Genomic DNA, 14,642 nt, shown 5'->3' with positions numbered 1-14,642 from the left:
CGCGGCCCTGCACGGACGTCTGGCTTTACCGCAATGCCTTCCGGGCACCTGTGGACCACAGCGCCCAGGCCATCAGCACGGGCTGGAAGAACAGCCGGACCAGCCGCTTGCGATCCGTATCCAGGCCGAACGCGGAGATGCGCTTGTCGTACTGATGCAGGTTGCCGGGGAAGATGGCCGCGAAGAAGGCCGCCAATCCCAACCCCATGGGAACCCGGTGACGCGTGTTGAGGAGCAGGGACAGCCCGAGGCCGATCTCCACGACTCCGGAGAGCAGGACGACGGTGTCCTTGTCCATGGGAACCCAGTCAGGCACCTGCGCCTGAAAGGGCGCTCGCGCGAAGGTGAGGTGCCCCGTGCCGGCGCCGACCATGAACGAGCCCAACAGCCCGCGTCCCACGTTCTGCAAAGGGGTGGTCCTGACTTCTTGCAACACGGCTCACCTCCGCTCCTGTCGCCCCGCCATCCTCCGAAGGTGAGGTCGAGCCAGGGAGGGTGCAAGACAGCGCGGGGAACCTGCCTTCACGCTAAGGGGACGAGCAGGAGGACACGGGTCCCCGCCGCCGCGCGGCGTCCTCCAGGTAGGCGCGCACCACGGGCATGAGCGGCAAGCGCAGCGCGGTCTCCACGTCGATCCACCGGGCCCACACCACCTCCCGTCCGTCGAGCGCGAGCCGGGGCTCGGCGTCGAGGTCCAGCTCGACGAAGTGACACCGGTCCCGCTTGAACTCATCCGTGTGGTGCAGCTCGCAGACCGCGCGCAGCCGTGAGGCCGGGACGTGCAGGCCCACCTCTTCGCGCAGCTCCCGCGCGCCCGTCTCCTCCGGGGACTCGCCCCGGTGCCGGCCGCCACCGGGGAGTGAGAACGCCTGCTTGTAGGAGTTCTGCAAGAGCAGCACCTCGCGCCCCCGCCACACCCCCACGAGCGTGCCCTCCGTGCGCGGACGGCGAACGAACCACCACGCACGCGCCAACTGGTAGGCGCCCCGGTAGGCAACGCGCATGAAGGGGTCGATCGGGCTGCTCATGAAGGAGAGGATACCCGGCCTCGGCGGACCACGACCTCCGCACGACCCGGACGGAGAGTCCGTGCCAGCCTGGACGACATGGGAAACGCAGGCCCTGTCGGAAACCGGAGCGTTTCGCTCCCCGTGTCCAACCCGGTGACGGAGGCCCGTCCAGCGGCGCGAGCCGCCTCCACGGCTCCGGCCGAAGCCGCACGGACGCCGCGGCAGGCGGCGCTCCAGCGCGATGGCCATGGCGCCCGCCCTGCTCCAGCCGATGCAGGAGCAGGCACGCGCGGGGCAGGCCGCGGGGCGCGAGGTGGCGGCGGGCCAGGTGGGTGACTTCTACGAAGCGAACCGCGAGCTGCTCAACCGGCCCGCGACGCCCTCCAACATCTGGGAGTTCGCGATGCGCGAGACGGCGTTCTTCCGCCAGCAGCCGCTGGGGGTGAGCGTGGCGGCGTCGCTGCTGAGCGGCGAGACCCGCGCGAACCTCATCGCGGGCAGCGCGCTCCTCCAGGCGGGCGGGGCGCTCCTCCAGAGCATCCTGCCGTAGCGGGGCGTCGCGCCCTCGCGTCAGCCGTGGAGCTGCTCCCCTGCCTCCAGCATCGCGACGAACTTCTCCAGCCGACGCGCGCGCGTCTCCGGCTTCTTCGCGTCGTGGAGCCGGAAGAGGATGGCGTAGCGGCTGGCGCCCTTGAGCGTGGCGAAGAACGCCTGCGCCTTCGGGTTCTTCTCCAGCGCGAGCCTCAGGTCCTCCGGCACCTCGATGGTCTTCGCCCCCGCGTACGCCTCCTCCCAGCGGCCATCCGCGCGCGCCGCCTCCACCTCGCGCAGGCCGGCGGGCCGCATGCGTCCGGCGGCGACCAGGGCCTCCACCTTGCCGCGGTTGATCTTCGACCACTTGCTGCGCGGCTTGCGCGGCGTGAAGCGCTGGAGCCAGTACGCGTCGTCGAACGAGCCCTTCTGCCCGTCGATCCAGCCGAAGCAGAGCGCCACCTCCAGCGCCTGCGCGTACGTCACGGACGGGATGCCGGACTCGAGCTTCGCGAGCTTCACCCACACGCCCGGCGAGTCGGCGTGGTGCTTCTCCAGCCACTTCTCCCAGGCCTTCTCGGACGCGAAGGGCACGATGGGCAGCTCCTCCTTCTTCGCCTTCATGCGGCGCAACGCCTTTCCCTGCCCCGCGCCTCGCGCCGGGTTCATGACACTCCCACTCTAGCGATGGAAGGCCGCCCGCGCGGAAGCGGTTATGAAACACGCCATGGCTGATTCCGCCTCCCGTCCGCCCGATGCCTTGCCGCCCTCGCTCGCCCGCGTGGCCTTCCACGCCGTGGCGGCCGGGCTCACCCCGCTCATCCCCGTGCCCTTCCTGGATGACTACGCCCTGCGCCAGGTGCGCGAGCAGTCCGTGCGCGACCAGCTCAAGGAGAAGGGGCTGAAGGCGCCGGACAAGGCCGTCGCGGTGCTCGCCGGCTCGTATGACACGCGCAGTCCGGGCGGACAGCTGCTGTCCTATCTCAAGGCCGTGGCCCTCTTCCCCGTGCGCAAGGTGTTCCGCAAGGTCTTCTTCGTCCTCTGGGTGAAGGACTGCGTGGACCTGACGAGCGTGTGCCTGCACCATGGCTACCTGCTGCACCACGCGCTCGAGCGCGGGGACCTGGACGCGACCTCGCTCCAGGGGGACGCGCCCCGCCAGGTGCAGGCCGCCATCGTCGCCGCCTGCTCGGAGATGGACGCCCGGCCCGTCAACCAGGCCCTGCGCCGCCTCTTCCGCAGCAGCCGCGTGCTGATGGCCGAGGCCCTGCGCATCTTCCTGGATCCAAAGCACGGCCCCCGGGTGCCCGACCCGCGGACCGAGAACGCGGAGGTGAGGTCCCTCACCGAGCGGCTCCTCCAGGAGCTGTGGGAGGAGCGTGGCTACTTCGCCGCGCTGCAGGCGCACTACGACAAGCACCTGCGCGGCGGCTTCACGCCCCCAGCACCGCCCCAGGCCGCGACGGGCACCTGAGGCAGGCCCTCACGGCGCGGTGGCCGTCTCCAGCGGCGCGCGGATGCGGGCGGAGAAGTCGTCCCGCCCTTGCGCGGCCAGGGCGCGCGCGTTGATGTGGTAGCGCTGGCGTACCTGCTCCAGCGGCGCGTCCGTGTCGATGATGCCCAGCTCATAGGCGAGCGCGTCCGAGAACGCCGGCATCAACGTGCGGTGATCGTAGGGCACGTCCTTCGAGGCCACCTTCTCGAAGTGGCGCACCAGGTTGGTGGTGCAGTTGCTGGTGAGCGTGTCGTAGAACTCCGGCTGCGCGTGCAGCCCGTTCATCCGCTGCACCATGTCCAGGAAGAACGCCGTGATGCGCTCCTTCGACGCCTTCACCGGATACACATACACGTCGTCGTGGCGGAAGTTGGAGCGCAGCTGCACCAGGTCCCGCTCGTCGCCCACGACGTAGGTGATTTCAAAGCGGCGGAACAGGCCGCCCACCGCGGAGAACGTCTCTCCCTGCTCGCGCCGCACCTCCACGGAGAACACCACGTGGCGGCCGTCCGCGAAGCCGAAGCTCACCATGGTGTGCGCGGCGCCGTAGAAGCCGGAGAAGGGCTCCACGATGAACGACGCGTCCGTGAGCGCGCCCGTGTCGTAGGTGGCCGTGTACCAGGCCGGATCCCAGTCCGTGGTGCTGCGGTAGCGGAAGTCGCGCACGTCGTGCAGCGTCACCCGCGCCCCGGCCACCTCCGCCCACGGGGCGCGCGCCAGGTCCGGCGCCCAGTCGCGCGTGTTGGAGGGCTGGAACGTGCGCACCCAGCCATGGACGACCAGGCAGCCCAGCACCATCACCGCCACGCCCCAGCGCCGCGAGCGCCACCGCCAGGCCACCACCGCCAGCGCCACCAGTGCCCCGGCGACGAGCGTCCGCACCCCATGCGGCCCCTCCGGCCCCGTCCCCGTCAGGGCCAGGGCCAGCGAGGCCCAGGCGCCCCCCACGAGGAGCACGAGCCCCGCCACCGCGTTCTTCCAGATGCGCATGCGGCCGAGTATCCGCGCCCCGCATCGCCCGTGTCACGAATGTGGCTTCCCCGGCGCGATGCCGACGGGCGGGCATGAATCCGCCCTCCCGGGAAGGGCGCGGGGCTGCTGCGTCCGCCTACCTTGACCGCTTTTCCCCGGGTGTGCGACGAAAGGGGGTCCCCTGCTTTCAGGAGTCACACCCCGATGAGCGACGAGCGCGAAGACACGACGATCTACAAGGTCGTCGTCAACCACGAAGAGCAGTACTCCATCTGGCCCGCGGACCGTGAGAACGCGCTGGGCTGGAAGGACGCCGGCAAGCAGGGCCTGAAGGCCGAGTGCCTGGAGTACATCAAGGAGGTCTGGACGGACATGCGCCCCCTGAGCCTCCGCAAGAAGATGGAAGAGGACGCGGCCCGCAACAAGAACTGAAGGCCGCGCGCGCTCCCCACCATGCCCTCCCCGCCTCGACGGGGAGGGTGGGCCGTCCCCCTAGAGATCCGGAGGAGGCCTGACGCCCAGGTGGCAGGCGCGCAAGGCGAGCTGGGTGCGGTTCTCCGCGCCCAGCTTGCGGTAGAGCTGCGTGACGTGTGACTTCACCGTCCGCTCCGCGATCTGGAGGTGCGCGGCGATCTTCAGGTTGTCCGCCCCGCCCGCGACGTATTGCAGCACCTCGCGCTCGCGCTGCGTGAGCAGCAGGAGCACGCTCGCCGTGGGTGACGTCACCGGCGGATGCTCGAAGTCGTTGCGCAGCAGCTGCACCGGGAAGAGGCGCTCGCCCCGCACCAACGACTGCACCGCGGAGGACACCGCGTTCACGCCCAGCCCCGCGCGGAAGAGGTACCCCGAGGCCCCTTCGTCGAAGCACTGGGAGATGACCTCCGGCGTGCTCACCGCGGACAGCAGCAGCATGCGCACTTCCAGCCGGCGCTTGCGCGCCTCGCGCAGCAGGTTGAGCCCCTCCGTCACGGAGCAGCCGATGGCGGCTTCGCCGTCGCTCTCCACGTCGAGGATGGCCACTTGCGGTGGATCCGTGCCGAGCCCGTCCAGGAAGCCGCGCACGTCGCGCGTCACTGAAGTGGAATGACCCTCACCCCGGAGGCCCTCGGACAGGCCCTGCCAGGCCGCCCACGGTCCTTCGAGAATCGAAATACGAACTGCCGATTGATTCGCTGCCATGCGATGGCCCCCCAGCCGTCGTGGCGAATTGCTTTCAATGCTACCTGTCGACTTCAACCTGCCCCGGAGTCGGTGGAACCGCGGCGGAACTTCCGCCTGTGATGAGCGTGCGAGAACCGCGCTTCAACTCCATCCGGGGGTCCTGTCAGTGCTGCCCTGCGGACTGCGCTTGCGACTGCCGAACTGGCCCGTCCAGGCCACTCCTCCTTTTTCGTTTCAAGCAAATCCAGCCAACCGAGACCCTAACATCATCCAAGGCCTCATGCGAACGGACCCCGGCGGGACTGTCAATTGCGCACGAATCGCATCGAAATCCAGGGTCTCGCCCGTCAGGTCGTGTTCGCTGTCGAGCGCGGGACATCCGCTTCGCGTCCGGATCTGGATGTTTTGCTTGGTGTTTCGTCCAATGCCCGTGCGCGGGCGCCCACGCGTGCGCAGGTGCACGTCCTGGACGCGAAGGGCGTATGCTGTGCGTCTCGCACGCATGACTCCCTCCGCCCCCGCACCCCATGTCGACGTCGCCACGCCCGAGCGGGTGGCCCTCTCCCTGCCCGTGGCCGGCATCGGCTACCGCTGCCTCGCGTGGCTGGTGGACGCGAGCCTGCTGTTCTTCTTCTGGGTGGCGCTCTACTTCGTCATCACCCTGCTGGTGTCCGACGTGCTGGGGGCCTTCCAGGCGCTGTCGGGGCTCACGCAGACGCTGCTGGCGGTGGGCCTCTTCGCCACGCAATGGCTGTACTGGACGCTGGCGGAGGTGTTCTTCCATGGACAGACACCCGGCAAGCGCGCGCTGCGCATCCGCGTGGTGCGCGAGGACGGCTCGCCGGTGGGCTTCTTCGAGAGCGCGGTGAGGAACCTGTGCCGCGCGGTGGACTTCCTGCCGGTGCTCTACGCCACGGGCTGCATCACCATGCTGCTGGACGCGCGGCACCGCCGGCTGGGGGACCTGCTCGCCGGGACGGTGCTGGTGCGCGAGGAGGCCATCGACCTGGACAAGTACACGCAAGGCGCCACGGCGGACGCCGCGCCCGCGGGGTCCCCCGCCACGGACGCCGCCGTGCAGCGGCCGCTGGACGCGGAGGACGTGGAGCTGGTGCTGGCGTTCCTCGCGCGCGCGCCCGGCCTGGAGCCGGAGGTGCGGCGGCGGCTGGGCGGCCGGCTGGTGGACCGCGTGGGCGCGGCCCTGACGGACGAGGAGCGCACCCGGGTGCTCCAGTCCCCGGAGGCCACGGAGTCCTTCCTGCGCACGCGCGCGAAGGCGGTCCACTGACATGGCCGCGCCCCTGCCCACCTTCGTCACGCGGCGCCGGCCGGACTGGGACGCGCTCCAGGCGCTGCTGACGCGCCAGCGCGCGGGCCGGCTGGGCCTGACGGACCTGCGCACGCTGGACACGCTGTACCGGCGCGCGGCCGCGGACCTGGCGCAGGCGCAGACGTTCTACCCGGGCACGGACGCGCACCGCTTCCTCAACCAGCTGTGCGCGCAGGCGTATGGCGCCATCTACCAGCCGCCGCGCGAGCGCTGGGCCTCCACGCGCGCCTTCTTCCGGCGGGACTTCCCCGCCACCCTGCGCCGCGAGGCCCGCTTCGTGGGCGTGAGCGCGGGCCTGCTGGTGCTGGGGCTGCTGCTGGGCGCGCTGGTGGTGGCGCTGGAGCCGCGAGGCGCGGAGCTGCTGGTGCCGGAGGGCGTGCGGCGCTACGTGGCGCAGGGGCGCATGTGGACGGATGACCTGCTGTCCGTGGCGCCGCCCAACGCCGTCGCGTCCGGCATCGCGACCAACAACCTCACCGTCACGCTGTTCGCGTTCGCGTCCGGCATCCTGCTGGGCGTGGGGCCCATCTTCACGCTCGTGAACAACGGCGTGCTCATCGGCGCGGTGGGCGCGCTGTGCGTCCGCGAGGGCATGACGGCGGGCTTCCTGGACTTCATCGCCGCGCACGGGCCGGTGGAGCTGTCCATCATCGTCATCTCCGGCGGCGCCGGGCTGATGGTGGGCCAGGCGCTCATCGACCCGGGCGAGCTGCCGCGCGCGCAGGCGCTCCAGACGCGCGGGCGTGAAGCCGTGAAGCTGGTGGTGGGCTGCGCGCCCTTCCTCGCCTGCATCGGCGTGGTGGAGGGCTTCATCTCCCCGGGCCACCTGTTCCCCACCTGGGCCAAGGTGGGGCTGGGCCTGTCGCTGGGAGTCCTCTTCTGGCTCTACCTGCTGCGCGCGGGCAGGACGGACGCGGGCGTGGCGCGCGTGGACGTCCCGGACGCCATGGCCTCCAGCCGCTTGCGCTGACGGTGCTTGAGGATGCGCTCGTAGGCGGCGTTGACCTCGCGCATCTGCTCCGCGGAGCCGCCCCGGTCCGGGTGCCGCTCCAGGGCCAGCGCGTGGAAGCGCGCGCGAATCACGTCCGGCGGATCCAGCGGCGACACGCCCAGGGTCTGGTACGGGCACTGCTCCTGGACGGCGGTGAGCCACTTGTCCAGCCGGTCCTTCAGCTCCACGAAGCGCGCGTCCGCGTCCGAGGTGTCCTTCACCGGGTGCGTGCGCATCTTCGCGTCCGCGCGGAAGACCTCGCTGTAGGTGCTGGACACCCAGCGGTGACATGAACCGCACCGGTAGTACTTCACCCGGGTTCCGGGCTGGAGCGTCATCATCACGCCGCAGTGGGTGCACTCCACCGTGACGTTCTCCAGTGTCTGCCAGCTCGCGACTGCCGCACCCATGGTGAATCGGTCCTCCGTTCGCAACACGCCTGTAGCACCGGCAAACTCCCACAGCCGGGGATCCCGTCAAGAAAATGTCGCGGGTGACCCGGGGGGTGCCCCAGCGCGGCGCTGCCGGGCTTCCCGGGATTCGGGTAGAACGGCCCCATGCGACCGCTCCTCGCCGCCGCCCTGCTCCTGACCGCCGCCGCGCACGCCCAGGCCCCGTCTTCAGCCCCTCCGGCCGCGGCGCCCAGGGCCTCCCTGAAGGCCGACAGGGCCCCCGCGGCGGCGGCCCCCGCCCGGCCGCCGGCGGAGGGAAGCGCGCAGGACGTCGCCCTCCTCCGGGGCCTGCTGTGGGCGGCGGAGCCCGGCCCGGAGGAGATCCGCGCGCTCGCCATCGAGGACTTGGCGCTCCTGGGCGACCCGCGCGCCCTGGACCCGCTGGCCGCGTTCATCTGGGACCCGAACCCGCGCATCCAGCAGGCCGCGCTGCGCGCGGTGGCGCTGTTCCAGCATCGCCGCGCGGAGGAGATCCTGGGCAACGTCGTGCGCCACCCGCGCCTGCCGGACGAGCTGAAGATCCAGGCGCTGGGAGGGCTGCTCTACCAGCGCACCCCCACCGCCCGCCGGGTGGTGCAGGACGTGGCCGCCGACAGCCGCGTGGGCTACGCGGTGCAGAACGCCGCGCGCTCGGTGGCGTCGCAGTGGGAAGCCGCTCCGGCCGCCGCGCCCTGAGACACGCCTGCCCGCCTGCCCTCCCTCCCGCTGTGCCGGCGCGGCCCCGCGGCCCGGCCTCCGGGCCGATTCCTGGAGTGCGCGCGTGTATGGGTTAGACTGGGGCGCATGAAGATCACCCCCCTCGACATCCGGCAGAAGCGCTTCGAGACGGTGATGCGCGGCTTCGCGCGTCCCGAAGTGGGCGCGTACCTGGAGCTGATCGCCGGCGAGTTCGAGGAGGTCGTGAAGGAGAACATCGCGCTCAAGGAGGAGCTGAAGCGCACGCAGGCGCGGCTCGAGCAGCACCAGGAGCGCGAGCGCACCCTCCAGGAGACGATGGTCACCGCCCAGCGCATCAGCGAGGACCTGAAGGACGCCGCGAAGAAGGAAGCGGAGATCATCATCGCGGACGCGGAGCACCAGGCGGAGAAGATCGTCCACGGCGCGCACCAGCGGCTGGTGCAGGTGGTGGAGGACATCAACGAGCTCAAGCGCCAGCGCACCCAGTTCGAGTCGCAGGTGCGCTCGGTGGTGGAGGCCCACCGCAAGCTGCTGGAGACCTTCGCCGCGCCCGCCTTCGCGGACCGCGACTACGCGCGCGTGGAGGACAACGTCGCGTTCCTGTCGCAGAAGAAGGCCACCTCCAACGACTAGCACCCGCGCATGCCCGCCCCCTGGCTCAAGGCCGTATCCGACGGGGTGGAGCTGACGGTGCTCGTCCAGCCGCGCGCGTCCCGCACCAAGGTGGTGGGCGAGCACGACGGCCAGCTGAAGCTCCAACTGGCCGCGCCGCCCGTGGATGGAGAAGCGAATGCGGCCCTGGTGGAATTCATCGCCAAAAAGCTGGGTGTGCCACGTCGCCAGGTGACACTCGTGGCAGGTGACACGTCGCGCCGTAAGCGATTGAAGGTGGAGGGGGTTGATGCGGCGGCGGTCGAGGCTGTTATCTCTGGTGGACCGTGAGGCCACGCATGCTCCGCCTGTTCGCCTTCCTGATGATGCTGCTGGCCGCGCCGGGCGTGTTCGCGCAGGAAGAAGGTCCGCGCGGCATCCACGCCACGGAGGCCGTCGTCACCGACAGGGCGCTCGTGCCTCACGCCCGGCCCACCCTCGTCGCGGGCGAGCTGAGGACCCGGCGCTTCGTCATCCTGCACACCGCGAAGGCGGCGGGCGCGGCGAAGGCGCTGGCCGGGCAGATTGAGGGCGTGCGGGACGCCTTCGGCGCGATGCTGGGGCGCGACTGGCCGGGCACCACGGAGATCCGCCTGGGCGTGGGCCGCCAGGAGTTCGAGGCGCTGGCGCTCCCCGGCGGCAAGCCCCCGGGCTGGGCCGTGGCGCTCGCCTACCCCGGGCACCAGATCATCCTGCTGGACGCGCTGAGCCTGACCGACGAGGAAGGGCCCACCACGCTGCGGCACGAGCTGGCGCACGTGGCGCTGGGCCAGCTGGCGAAGTCGTGGCCGCGCTGGTTCCAGGAGGGCGTGGCGCAGAACCTCACCGACGAGCGCTACTCCGTCGCCCACTACAGCGCCCTCTTCCGCGCGGTGACGCAGGAGCGCGTCCTCCACTTCGAGGACCTGGCCGACAACTGGCCGGACGTGCCCGCGGACGTCGAAATCGCCTACGCGCAGAGCGCCGCCTTCGTGGCCTTCCTCAACGGCAAGTACGGCGCGCAGGCCCTGGGCCAGTTGGTGGACGGCGTGAGCGCGGGCGAGCCCTTCGAGCAGGCCTTCGGCAAGGCCTTCCATTCGTCGCTGCTCCTGGAGGAGCAGGACTGGCGTGAGGGGCTGGCGGCCCGGTACGGCTGGCTGCCGCTCACCACCAGCTCCGCGCTCCTGTGGCTCACCGCCTCCGTGCTGTGCGTGGCCGCCTTCGTGCGCCGCACGCGGCAGAAGGCCGCGCGCATGACGGAGCTTGCCGCGGAGGACGCCGCGGAGGACGCCGCGCTGCGCCTGCTCGCGGCCGCCCGCGCGGCCGGCCCCGTGCCCACGGACGGCGCCGAGCCGCTGTCCCCCGCCCTCCCCTGGCCGGAATGGCCCGGCGCCACCCCGCCGGCCTCGTCCAATCCGTCCGCCCCCCGCCAGCCGGAGGCCCTGGAGGGCGCGCCGGAGGCGCTGGAGTCGGGTGCGGGCCTGCCGGAGGACCTGGACGCGGAGGACGAGGAGCCGGAGTCGTCCAGCGGCGAGTACGAGCTGGACGGCGAGGCCCCGTCGGGCCGCCCGCCCAAGCCAACGCTCCACTGAGAGGCGCGGCGTTCCCAGGCAGGGAAGGAACTTCCCCTGTCCCCCGCCTTTCAACAGCCGCCCCGTAGGATTTACGTCCTGCGCGCTCCCTTCGGGGTCGTCCTGCTGCCCAAGTCAGCGGATTCACTGGGCTCCAGCGCACGTCTGGCCTTGGCAAAGCACTTGCTATGTGTCTGTTCGCGATGCGGACGACAACGGACATGGCGGCGGAGCGGGGACGGAAGAAGGCCGGGGTGGCCCGGGTCTTCACCAGGCAGCCGGAGCGCATCGCGGCGCTGTGGCGGCGGATGCGGCTGGCGGCGCACGACGGCCAGGGCGCGCCGGGCCCCAGCCTGCTGGACGGACTGGTGGAGCCCTTCGTCCGGGAGCTGGGCCTGACGCTGGAGGGCGTGGAATCCAGCCCCTGGACGCGCACCCGCGCGGTGCTGCGGCTGGCGCCGGAGCGCGGCGCGCGGGCCCTGCACGACGAGTTCGCGCTGCTGCGGCGGTGCCTGGTGGACGCCCTGGAGGTGCTGGGCGGTGGGGACGCGGAGCGCCAGCGCATCCACCGCGCGCTCGACGAGGCCGTGGACAGCGCGGTGGCGCTGCTCCAGCGGCTGGCGGACCCGAAGGCGGATGGGCCGCGGGTGCCCTTCGGCGGCCTGGTGGTGGAGTACTTCGAGCGGCCCTCTCATGCGCGCCGGCCCCCCATGGGCCGCCGCGACGAGCGGTCCGCCATGCATTGAGCAGGAGTCGCGGCGCGCAGGAGGCGCCGGGGTTTTGTCACAAGGGTTTGCCGATCCGTCCGGCTTGACCCTTCCCTCCGTGGAAGGGTCCGGGGGCTGGCGGGAGGGAGCGCTGTCGTGGATGGGGGTCCGCGACGCGCCTTGAGGGAGCGTGCTCCTGCTCGGGGGAGCGGTGAGCGCGCACACAGGTTCGAACGCCGGAACGCGTGGATGGGGGTCCGCGCGCTCCGCCGGTCGGACGGATCGGCATGTTTTGTCGGAGGAGTGGGGCTGGAGGGCTGCGGGAGGGCGCCTACGGGGGTGGGCGCCCTCCCGCGCTTTTTTCGGCTCAGTGCGCGTCCGCCCAGCTCTTCCCCGCGCCCACTTCCACCTTGAGCGGCACCTTCAGCTCGGCGACGGAGGCCATGCTCTTCACGGCCAGGGCCTTCACGGCCTCCACCTCCGCGTCCGGCGCCTCGAAGAGCAGCTCGTCGTGCACCTGGAGGAGCACGCGCGCCTTCAGCTTCTGCTCCCGGAGCGCGGCGTCCACGACCAGCATGGCCTTCTTCATCAGGTCCGCGGCGGTGCCCTGGATGGGCATGTTGATGGCGGCGCGCTCCGCGGCCTGGGCCACCCCCCGGTTCTTGGAGAGCAGGTCCCCCATCAGGCGGCGGCGGCCGTAGAGCGTCTCCACGTAGCCCACCTTGCGCGCCTTCTCCACGGTGTCCTCCAGGTACTGGCGGATGCCGGCGTACCGGATGAAGTACCGCTCGATGACGTCGCGCGCGTTCTCCTGGGAGATGCCCAGGCGCGTGGACAGGCCGTGCGCGGACAGGCCGTACGCGATGCCGAAGTTCACCATCTTCGCCACGCGGCGCTGCTCGCGGTCCACGTCCTTGGGGTCCACGGCGAAGATCTCCGCGGCCGTGCGGCTGTGGATGTCCTCGTCGTTGCGGAAGGCCTCGATGAGCACCGGGTCCTCCGCGATGTGCGCCAGCAGCCGCAGCTCGATCTGCGAGTAGTCCGCGCTCACCAGCTGGTGCCCCGCGTCCGCCACGAAGGCGCGGCGGATCTCCCGCCCCAGCTCGGTGCGGATGGGGATGTTCTGCAGGTTCGGGTCGGACGAGGACAGCCGGCCGGTGGCGGTGGCCGCCTGGTGGTACGTGGTGTGGATGCGCCCGTCCTTCGCCACCAGCGTGGGCAGCGTGTCCAGGTAGGTGCTCTTGAGCTTGGACAGGCCCCGGTACTCGATGAGCGCCCGCGCGAGCACGCTGTGGTGCTCCTCCGCCAGCTTCTCCAGCACCTCCTGGTCCGTGGACGGGCCCGTCTTGCCGCGCTTGAGGACGGGCAGCTTCTGCTCCTCGTAGAGCACCTGGGCCAGCTGCGGGTTGGAGCCCAGGTTGAAGACGTGGCCCGCGGCCTGGTGGCACTCGGCCTCCTTCGCCTTCACCTCCACGTCCACGCGCTCGGAGGTGCGCGCCAGCTCCGCCACGTCCAGCTTCACGCCCTCGCGCTCCATGCGCGCGAGCACGGGCAGCAGCGGCAGCTCCAGCGTGCGCGCCAGCTCCGAGAGCCCGCCCAGCTCCAGCTCCCGCCACAGCTCCGGCGCCAGCCGGCGCGCCGCGTCCGCGCGCACCGCGTACGCCACGGCCACCTCCTCCGGCCCGTGGTCCGCCAGCGCGCGCCCCTTCTTGCCCTCCACCGACGCGGGCAGCGCGGGCAGCTCCGAGCGCAGCCGCTCACGCGCCAGGTCCGCCAGCGCGTGCTCGCGGCGCGACGGGTTGAGCAGGTAGCTCAGGAGCTCCACGTCGTCGTGCGCGCCCTCCAGCGTCAGCCCTTCATTGGCCAGCACCAGCGTGAGCGCCTTGAGGTCGTGGCCGCCCTTCTTCACCGCCGCGTCCGCGAGCACGTCCCGCAGGGCCGCCGTGAAGGCCGCCACCGGCACCTGCGTCGCGCCCAGTTGCTGGTGCCGCAGCGGCACGTAGGACGTGGAGCCATCCGGCAGCGCCACGCCCAGGCCCACCAGCGGCGCCGCGAAGGGCATGCCCTCGTAGGCGGGCACCAGGGTGACGGCCCCGGCGGCCTTCGCCGCGTCCGCCAGCGCCTTCACCTCTGCCTCGGTGGTGACCAGCCTGGTGGTGACGGCGAGCGGCGCCACGTCCGCGCGGACCGGGGCCTCCTCGACGGGCAGGTCGCGCAGGAGCGCGAAGAACTCCAGCTCCGTGAACAGGTCCCGGGCGCGCGTGGCGTCAGGAGGGCGGCGCACCAGCTCGTCCAGCTTCACGCCCAGGGGCAGCGCGGTGTTGAAGGTGACGAGCTGCTTGGCGCGCAGCAGGCTCTCGCGGTGGGACTCCAGCGCCGCGCGGATCTTCGGCTTCTTCACCTCCTCCACGCGCGCGAGCAGCGTCTCCACATCGCCGAACTGGTGGAGCAGCTCCACCGCCGTCTTGTCGCCCACGCCCGGCACCTTGGCGACGTTGTCCACCGCGTCGCCCACCAGCGCCAGGAAGTCGCGCACCTGCGTCGGCAGGATGCCCAGCTTCTCCTGCACGTCCGGAACGCCGATGCGCTTGTTCTTCGCGGGGTCGAAGAGGGTGATGTCCTCGTCGACGATCTGCATGAAGTCCTTGTCGCTGGTGATGACCAGGACCTGGTACCCCTCCGCCTTCGCCTGCATCGCCAGCGTGCCGATGACGTCGTCCGCCTCCCAGCCCTCCGCGTCCAGCGAGGGCAGGTTCAGCACGTCCCCCACCTTGCGGATGAGCGGGAACTGGGGCGTCAGGTCCTCCGGCGGCGCCTTGCGGTTCGCCTTGTACGTGGGGTCGATCTTCTGACGCTCCACGCGGCCGGACTTGTCGAACGCCAGCGCCACGTGCGTGGGCTTCAGCTCCTGCAGGGCCTTGAGCACCATGCGAGTGAAGCCCAGCACGGCGTTGGTGGGCACCCCCTTGCTCGTCGTGAGCGGGGGGATGGCGTGGTAGGCGCGGAAGATGAAGCCAGAGGCGTCGAAGAGCGCCAGGCGGCGCTCGGGGCGCGGGGGGCTGGTGTCGGCCATCCCCCGTCCCTAGCGCGCCTCCCGGCCCCTGTCCATGAAGC

17 protein-coding genes are annotated in these 14,642 nt (G+C 71.4%); 10 read left to right on the top strand and 7 right to left on the bottom strand.

Annotated elements, in window-relative coordinates; translation table 11 throughout:
• Positions 1–25: 25 nt before the first annotated feature.
• Together U8525_RS00250 and U8525_RS00245 are read right to left on the bottom strand one after the other, a co-directional pair.
• Positions 26–400 (bottom strand): hypothetical protein, encoded by a 375-nt coding sequence (locus U8525_RS00250; RefSeq protein WP_374260506.1) that lies wholly within the window; start codon positions 398–400, stop codon positions 26–28.
• Between the two features lie 127 nt (positions 401–527).
• Entirely contained in the window at positions 528–1,028 is a 501-nt protein-coding gene (locus U8525_RS00245) for an NUDIX hydrolase (protein WP_374259527.1), read from the bottom strand.
• A gap of 223 nt (positions 1,029–1,251) precedes the next feature.
• Between U8525_RS00245 and U8525_RS00240 the strand changes: the two genes are divergently transcribed.
• On the top strand, positions 1,252–1,560 hold the full coding sequence (locus U8525_RS00240) for a hypothetical protein (RefSeq protein ID WP_374259524.1): 309 nt from the start codon (positions 1,252–1,254) through the stop codon (positions 1,558–1,560).
• 20 nt (positions 1,561–1,580) lie between these two features.
• Here the strand turns inward: U8525_RS00240 and U8525_RS00235 are convergent, their stop codons facing one another.
• On the bottom strand, positions 1,581–2,165 hold the full coding sequence (locus U8525_RS00235; protein WP_374259522.1) for a YdeI family protein: 585 nt from the start codon (positions 2,163–2,165) through the stop codon (positions 1,581–1,583).
• A 103-nt stretch (positions 2,166–2,268) separates the two neighbouring features.
• On the opposite strand from U8525_RS00235, the gene U8525_RS00230 reads away from it, so the two are divergent.
• Positions 2,269–3,015: a hypothetical protein gene (locus U8525_RS00230; protein WP_374259520.1), complete on the top strand. Its 747-nt coding sequence runs from the start codon at positions 2,269–2,271 to the stop codon at positions 3,013–3,015.
• A 9-nt stretch (positions 3,016–3,024) separates the two neighbouring features.
• Here U8525_RS00230 and U8525_RS00225 read toward each other — a convergent pair whose 3' ends face one another.
• Complete coding sequence (locus U8525_RS00225; protein WP_374259519.1) at positions 3,025–4,026, bottom strand: DUF4105 domain-containing protein; 1,002 nt, start codon at positions 4,024–4,026, stop codon at positions 3,025–3,027.
• 186 nt (positions 4,027–4,212) lie between these two features.
• Between U8525_RS00225 and U8525_RS00220 the strand changes: the two genes are divergently transcribed.
• Entirely contained in the window at positions 4,213–4,440 is a 228-nt protein-coding gene (locus tag U8525_RS00220; protein ID WP_143901243.1) for an MbtH family protein, read from the top strand.
• Positions 4,441–4,500: 60 nt separating this feature from the next.
• Here the strand turns inward: U8525_RS00220 and fruA are convergent, their stop codons facing one another.
• Entirely contained in the window at positions 4,501–5,187 is a 687-nt protein-coding gene (fruA, locus tag U8525_RS00215) for a response regulator transcription factor FruA (RefSeq protein ID WP_223633780.1), read from the bottom strand.
• A gap of 484 nt (positions 5,188–5,671) precedes the next feature.
• On the opposite strand from fruA, the gene U8525_RS00210 reads away from it, so the two are divergent.
• Both U8525_RS00210 and U8525_RS00205 read left to right on the top strand, forming a co-directional pair.
• On the top strand, positions 5,672–6,457 hold the full coding sequence (locus U8525_RS00210; RefSeq protein ID WP_374259516.1) for an RDD family protein: 786 nt from the start codon (positions 5,672–5,674) through the stop codon (positions 6,455–6,457).
• A gap of 1 nt (position 6,458) precedes the next feature.
• Positions 6,459–7,469 (top strand): stage II sporulation protein M, encoded by a 1,011-nt coding sequence (locus U8525_RS00205; protein WP_374259514.1) that lies wholly within the window; start codon positions 6,459–6,461, stop codon positions 7,467–7,469.
• On the opposite strand, the gene U8525_RS00200 is transcribed toward U8525_RS00205, so the two are convergent.
• Positions 7,385–7,900 (bottom strand): J domain-containing protein, encoded by a 516-nt coding sequence (locus U8525_RS00200; protein ID WP_374259512.1) that lies wholly within the window; start codon positions 7,898–7,900, stop codon positions 7,385–7,387. The two genes, U8525_RS00205 and U8525_RS00200, sit on opposite strands and share 85 nt — an antisense overlap.
• Before the next feature lie 147 nt (positions 7,901–8,047).
• Here U8525_RS00200 and U8525_RS00195 point away from each other — a divergent pair, with 147 nt between their 5' ends.
• From U8525_RS00195 to U8525_RS00175, 5 genes are all read left to right on the top strand, one after another.
• The gene (locus U8525_RS00195) at positions 8,048–8,617 is read left to right on the top strand and encodes a HEAT repeat domain-containing protein (protein WP_374259509.1); all 570 of its coding nucleotides are present in this window, start codon (positions 8,048–8,050) and stop codon (positions 8,615–8,617) included.
• Between the two features lie 108 nt (positions 8,618–8,725).
• Positions 8,726–9,253, top strand: coding sequence for a DivIVA domain-containing protein (locus tag U8525_RS00190; RefSeq protein WP_171422141.1), 528 nt, complete (start codon positions 8,726–8,728; stop codon positions 9,251–9,253).
• A gap of 9 nt (positions 9,254–9,262) precedes the next feature.
• A complete protein-coding gene (locus U8525_RS00185) occupies positions 9,263–9,562 on the top strand; it encodes a DUF167 domain-containing protein (protein ID WP_374259506.1) in 300 nt (99 codons plus the stop codon).
• Between the two features lie 8 nt (positions 9,563–9,570).
• On the top strand, positions 9,571–10,842 hold the full coding sequence (locus tag U8525_RS00180) for a peptidase MA family metallohydrolase (protein WP_374259503.1): 1,272 nt from the start codon (positions 9,571–9,573) through the stop codon (positions 10,840–10,842).
• Between the two features lie 182 nt (positions 10,843–11,024).
• Positions 11,025–11,567 carry a hypothetical protein gene (locus U8525_RS00175; protein ID WP_374259502.1) on the top strand — a complete coding sequence of 181 codons (543 nt, stop codon included), beginning with the start codon at positions 11,025–11,027 and terminating at the stop codon, positions 11,565–11,567.
• 328 nt (positions 11,568–11,895) lie between these two features.
• On the opposite strand, the gene polA is transcribed toward U8525_RS00175, so the two are convergent.
• Positions 11,896–14,601 (bottom strand): DNA polymerase I, encoded by a 2,706-nt coding sequence (gene polA / locus U8525_RS00170; protein ID WP_374259500.1) that lies wholly within the window; start codon positions 14,599–14,601, stop codon positions 11,896–11,898.
• Positions 14,602–14,642 lie beyond the last annotated feature (41 nt).

Origin of the sequence: Corallococcus sp. RDP092CA, assembly GCF_041903675.1 — a bacterium.
GTDB lineage: Bacteria > Myxococcota > Myxococcia > Myxococcales > Myxococcaceae > Corallococcus.
Note: the sequence above shows the minus strand (reverse complement) of the source record. Positions and strands in the feature narration are given on the sequence as shown.

Coding starts and splice junctions, on each gene's coding strand:
- U8525_RS00245 (WP_374259527.1), bottom strand. CDS start 1,028: ATGAGCAGCCCGATCGACCCCTTCATGCGCGTTGCCTACCGGGGCGCC.
- U8525_RS00240 (WP_374259524.1), top strand. CDS start 1,252: ATGGCCATGGCGCCCGCCCTGCTCCAGCCGATGCAGGAGCAGGCACGC.
- U8525_RS00235 (WP_374259522.1), bottom strand. CDS start 2,165: ATGAAGGCGAAGAAGGAGGAGCTGCCCATCGTGCCCTTCGCGTCCGAG.
- U8525_RS00230 (WP_374259520.1), top strand. CDS start 2,269: ATGGCTGATTCCGCCTCCCGTCCGCCCGATGCCTTGCCGCCCTCGCTC.
- U8525_RS00225 (WP_374259519.1), bottom strand. CDS start 4,026: ATGCGCATCTGGAAGAACGCGGTGGCGGGGCTCGTGCTCCTCGTGGGG.
- U8525_RS00220 (WP_143901243.1), top strand. CDS start 4,213: ATGAGCGACGAGCGCGAAGACACGACGATCTACAAGGTCGTCGTCAAC.
- fruA (WP_223633780.1), bottom strand. CDS start 5,187: ATGGCAGCGAATCAATCGGCAGTTCGTATTTCGATTCTCGAAGGACCG.
- U8525_RS00210 (WP_374259516.1), top strand. CDS start 5,672: ATGACTCCCTCCGCCCCCGCACCCCATGTCGACGTCGCCACGCCCGAG.
- U8525_RS00205 (WP_374259514.1), top strand. CDS start 6,459: ATGGCCGCGCCCCTGCCCACCTTCGTCACGCGGCGCCGGCCGGACTGG.
- U8525_RS00200 (WP_374259512.1), bottom strand. CDS start 7,900: ATGGGTGCGGCAGTCGCGAGCTGGCAGACACTGGAGAACGTCACGGTG.
- U8525_RS00195 (WP_374259509.1), top strand. CDS start 8,048: ATGCGACCGCTCCTCGCCGCCGCCCTGCTCCTGACCGCCGCCGCGCAC.
- U8525_RS00190 (WP_171422141.1), top strand. CDS start 8,726: ATGAAGATCACCCCCCTCGACATCCGGCAGAAGCGCTTCGAGACGGTG.
- U8525_RS00185 (WP_374259506.1), top strand. CDS start 9,263: ATGCCCGCCCCCTGGCTCAAGGCCGTATCCGACGGGGTGGAGCTGACG.
- U8525_RS00180 (WP_374259503.1), top strand. CDS start 9,571: ATGCTCCGCCTGTTCGCCTTCCTGATGATGCTGCTGGCCGCGCCGGGC.
- U8525_RS00175 (WP_374259502.1), top strand. CDS start 11,025: ATGCGGACGACAACGGACATGGCGGCGGAGCGGGGACGGAAGAAGGCC.
- polA (WP_374259500.1), bottom strand. CDS start 14,601: ATGGCCGACACCAGCCCCCCGCGCCCCGAGCGCCGCCTGGCGCTCTTC.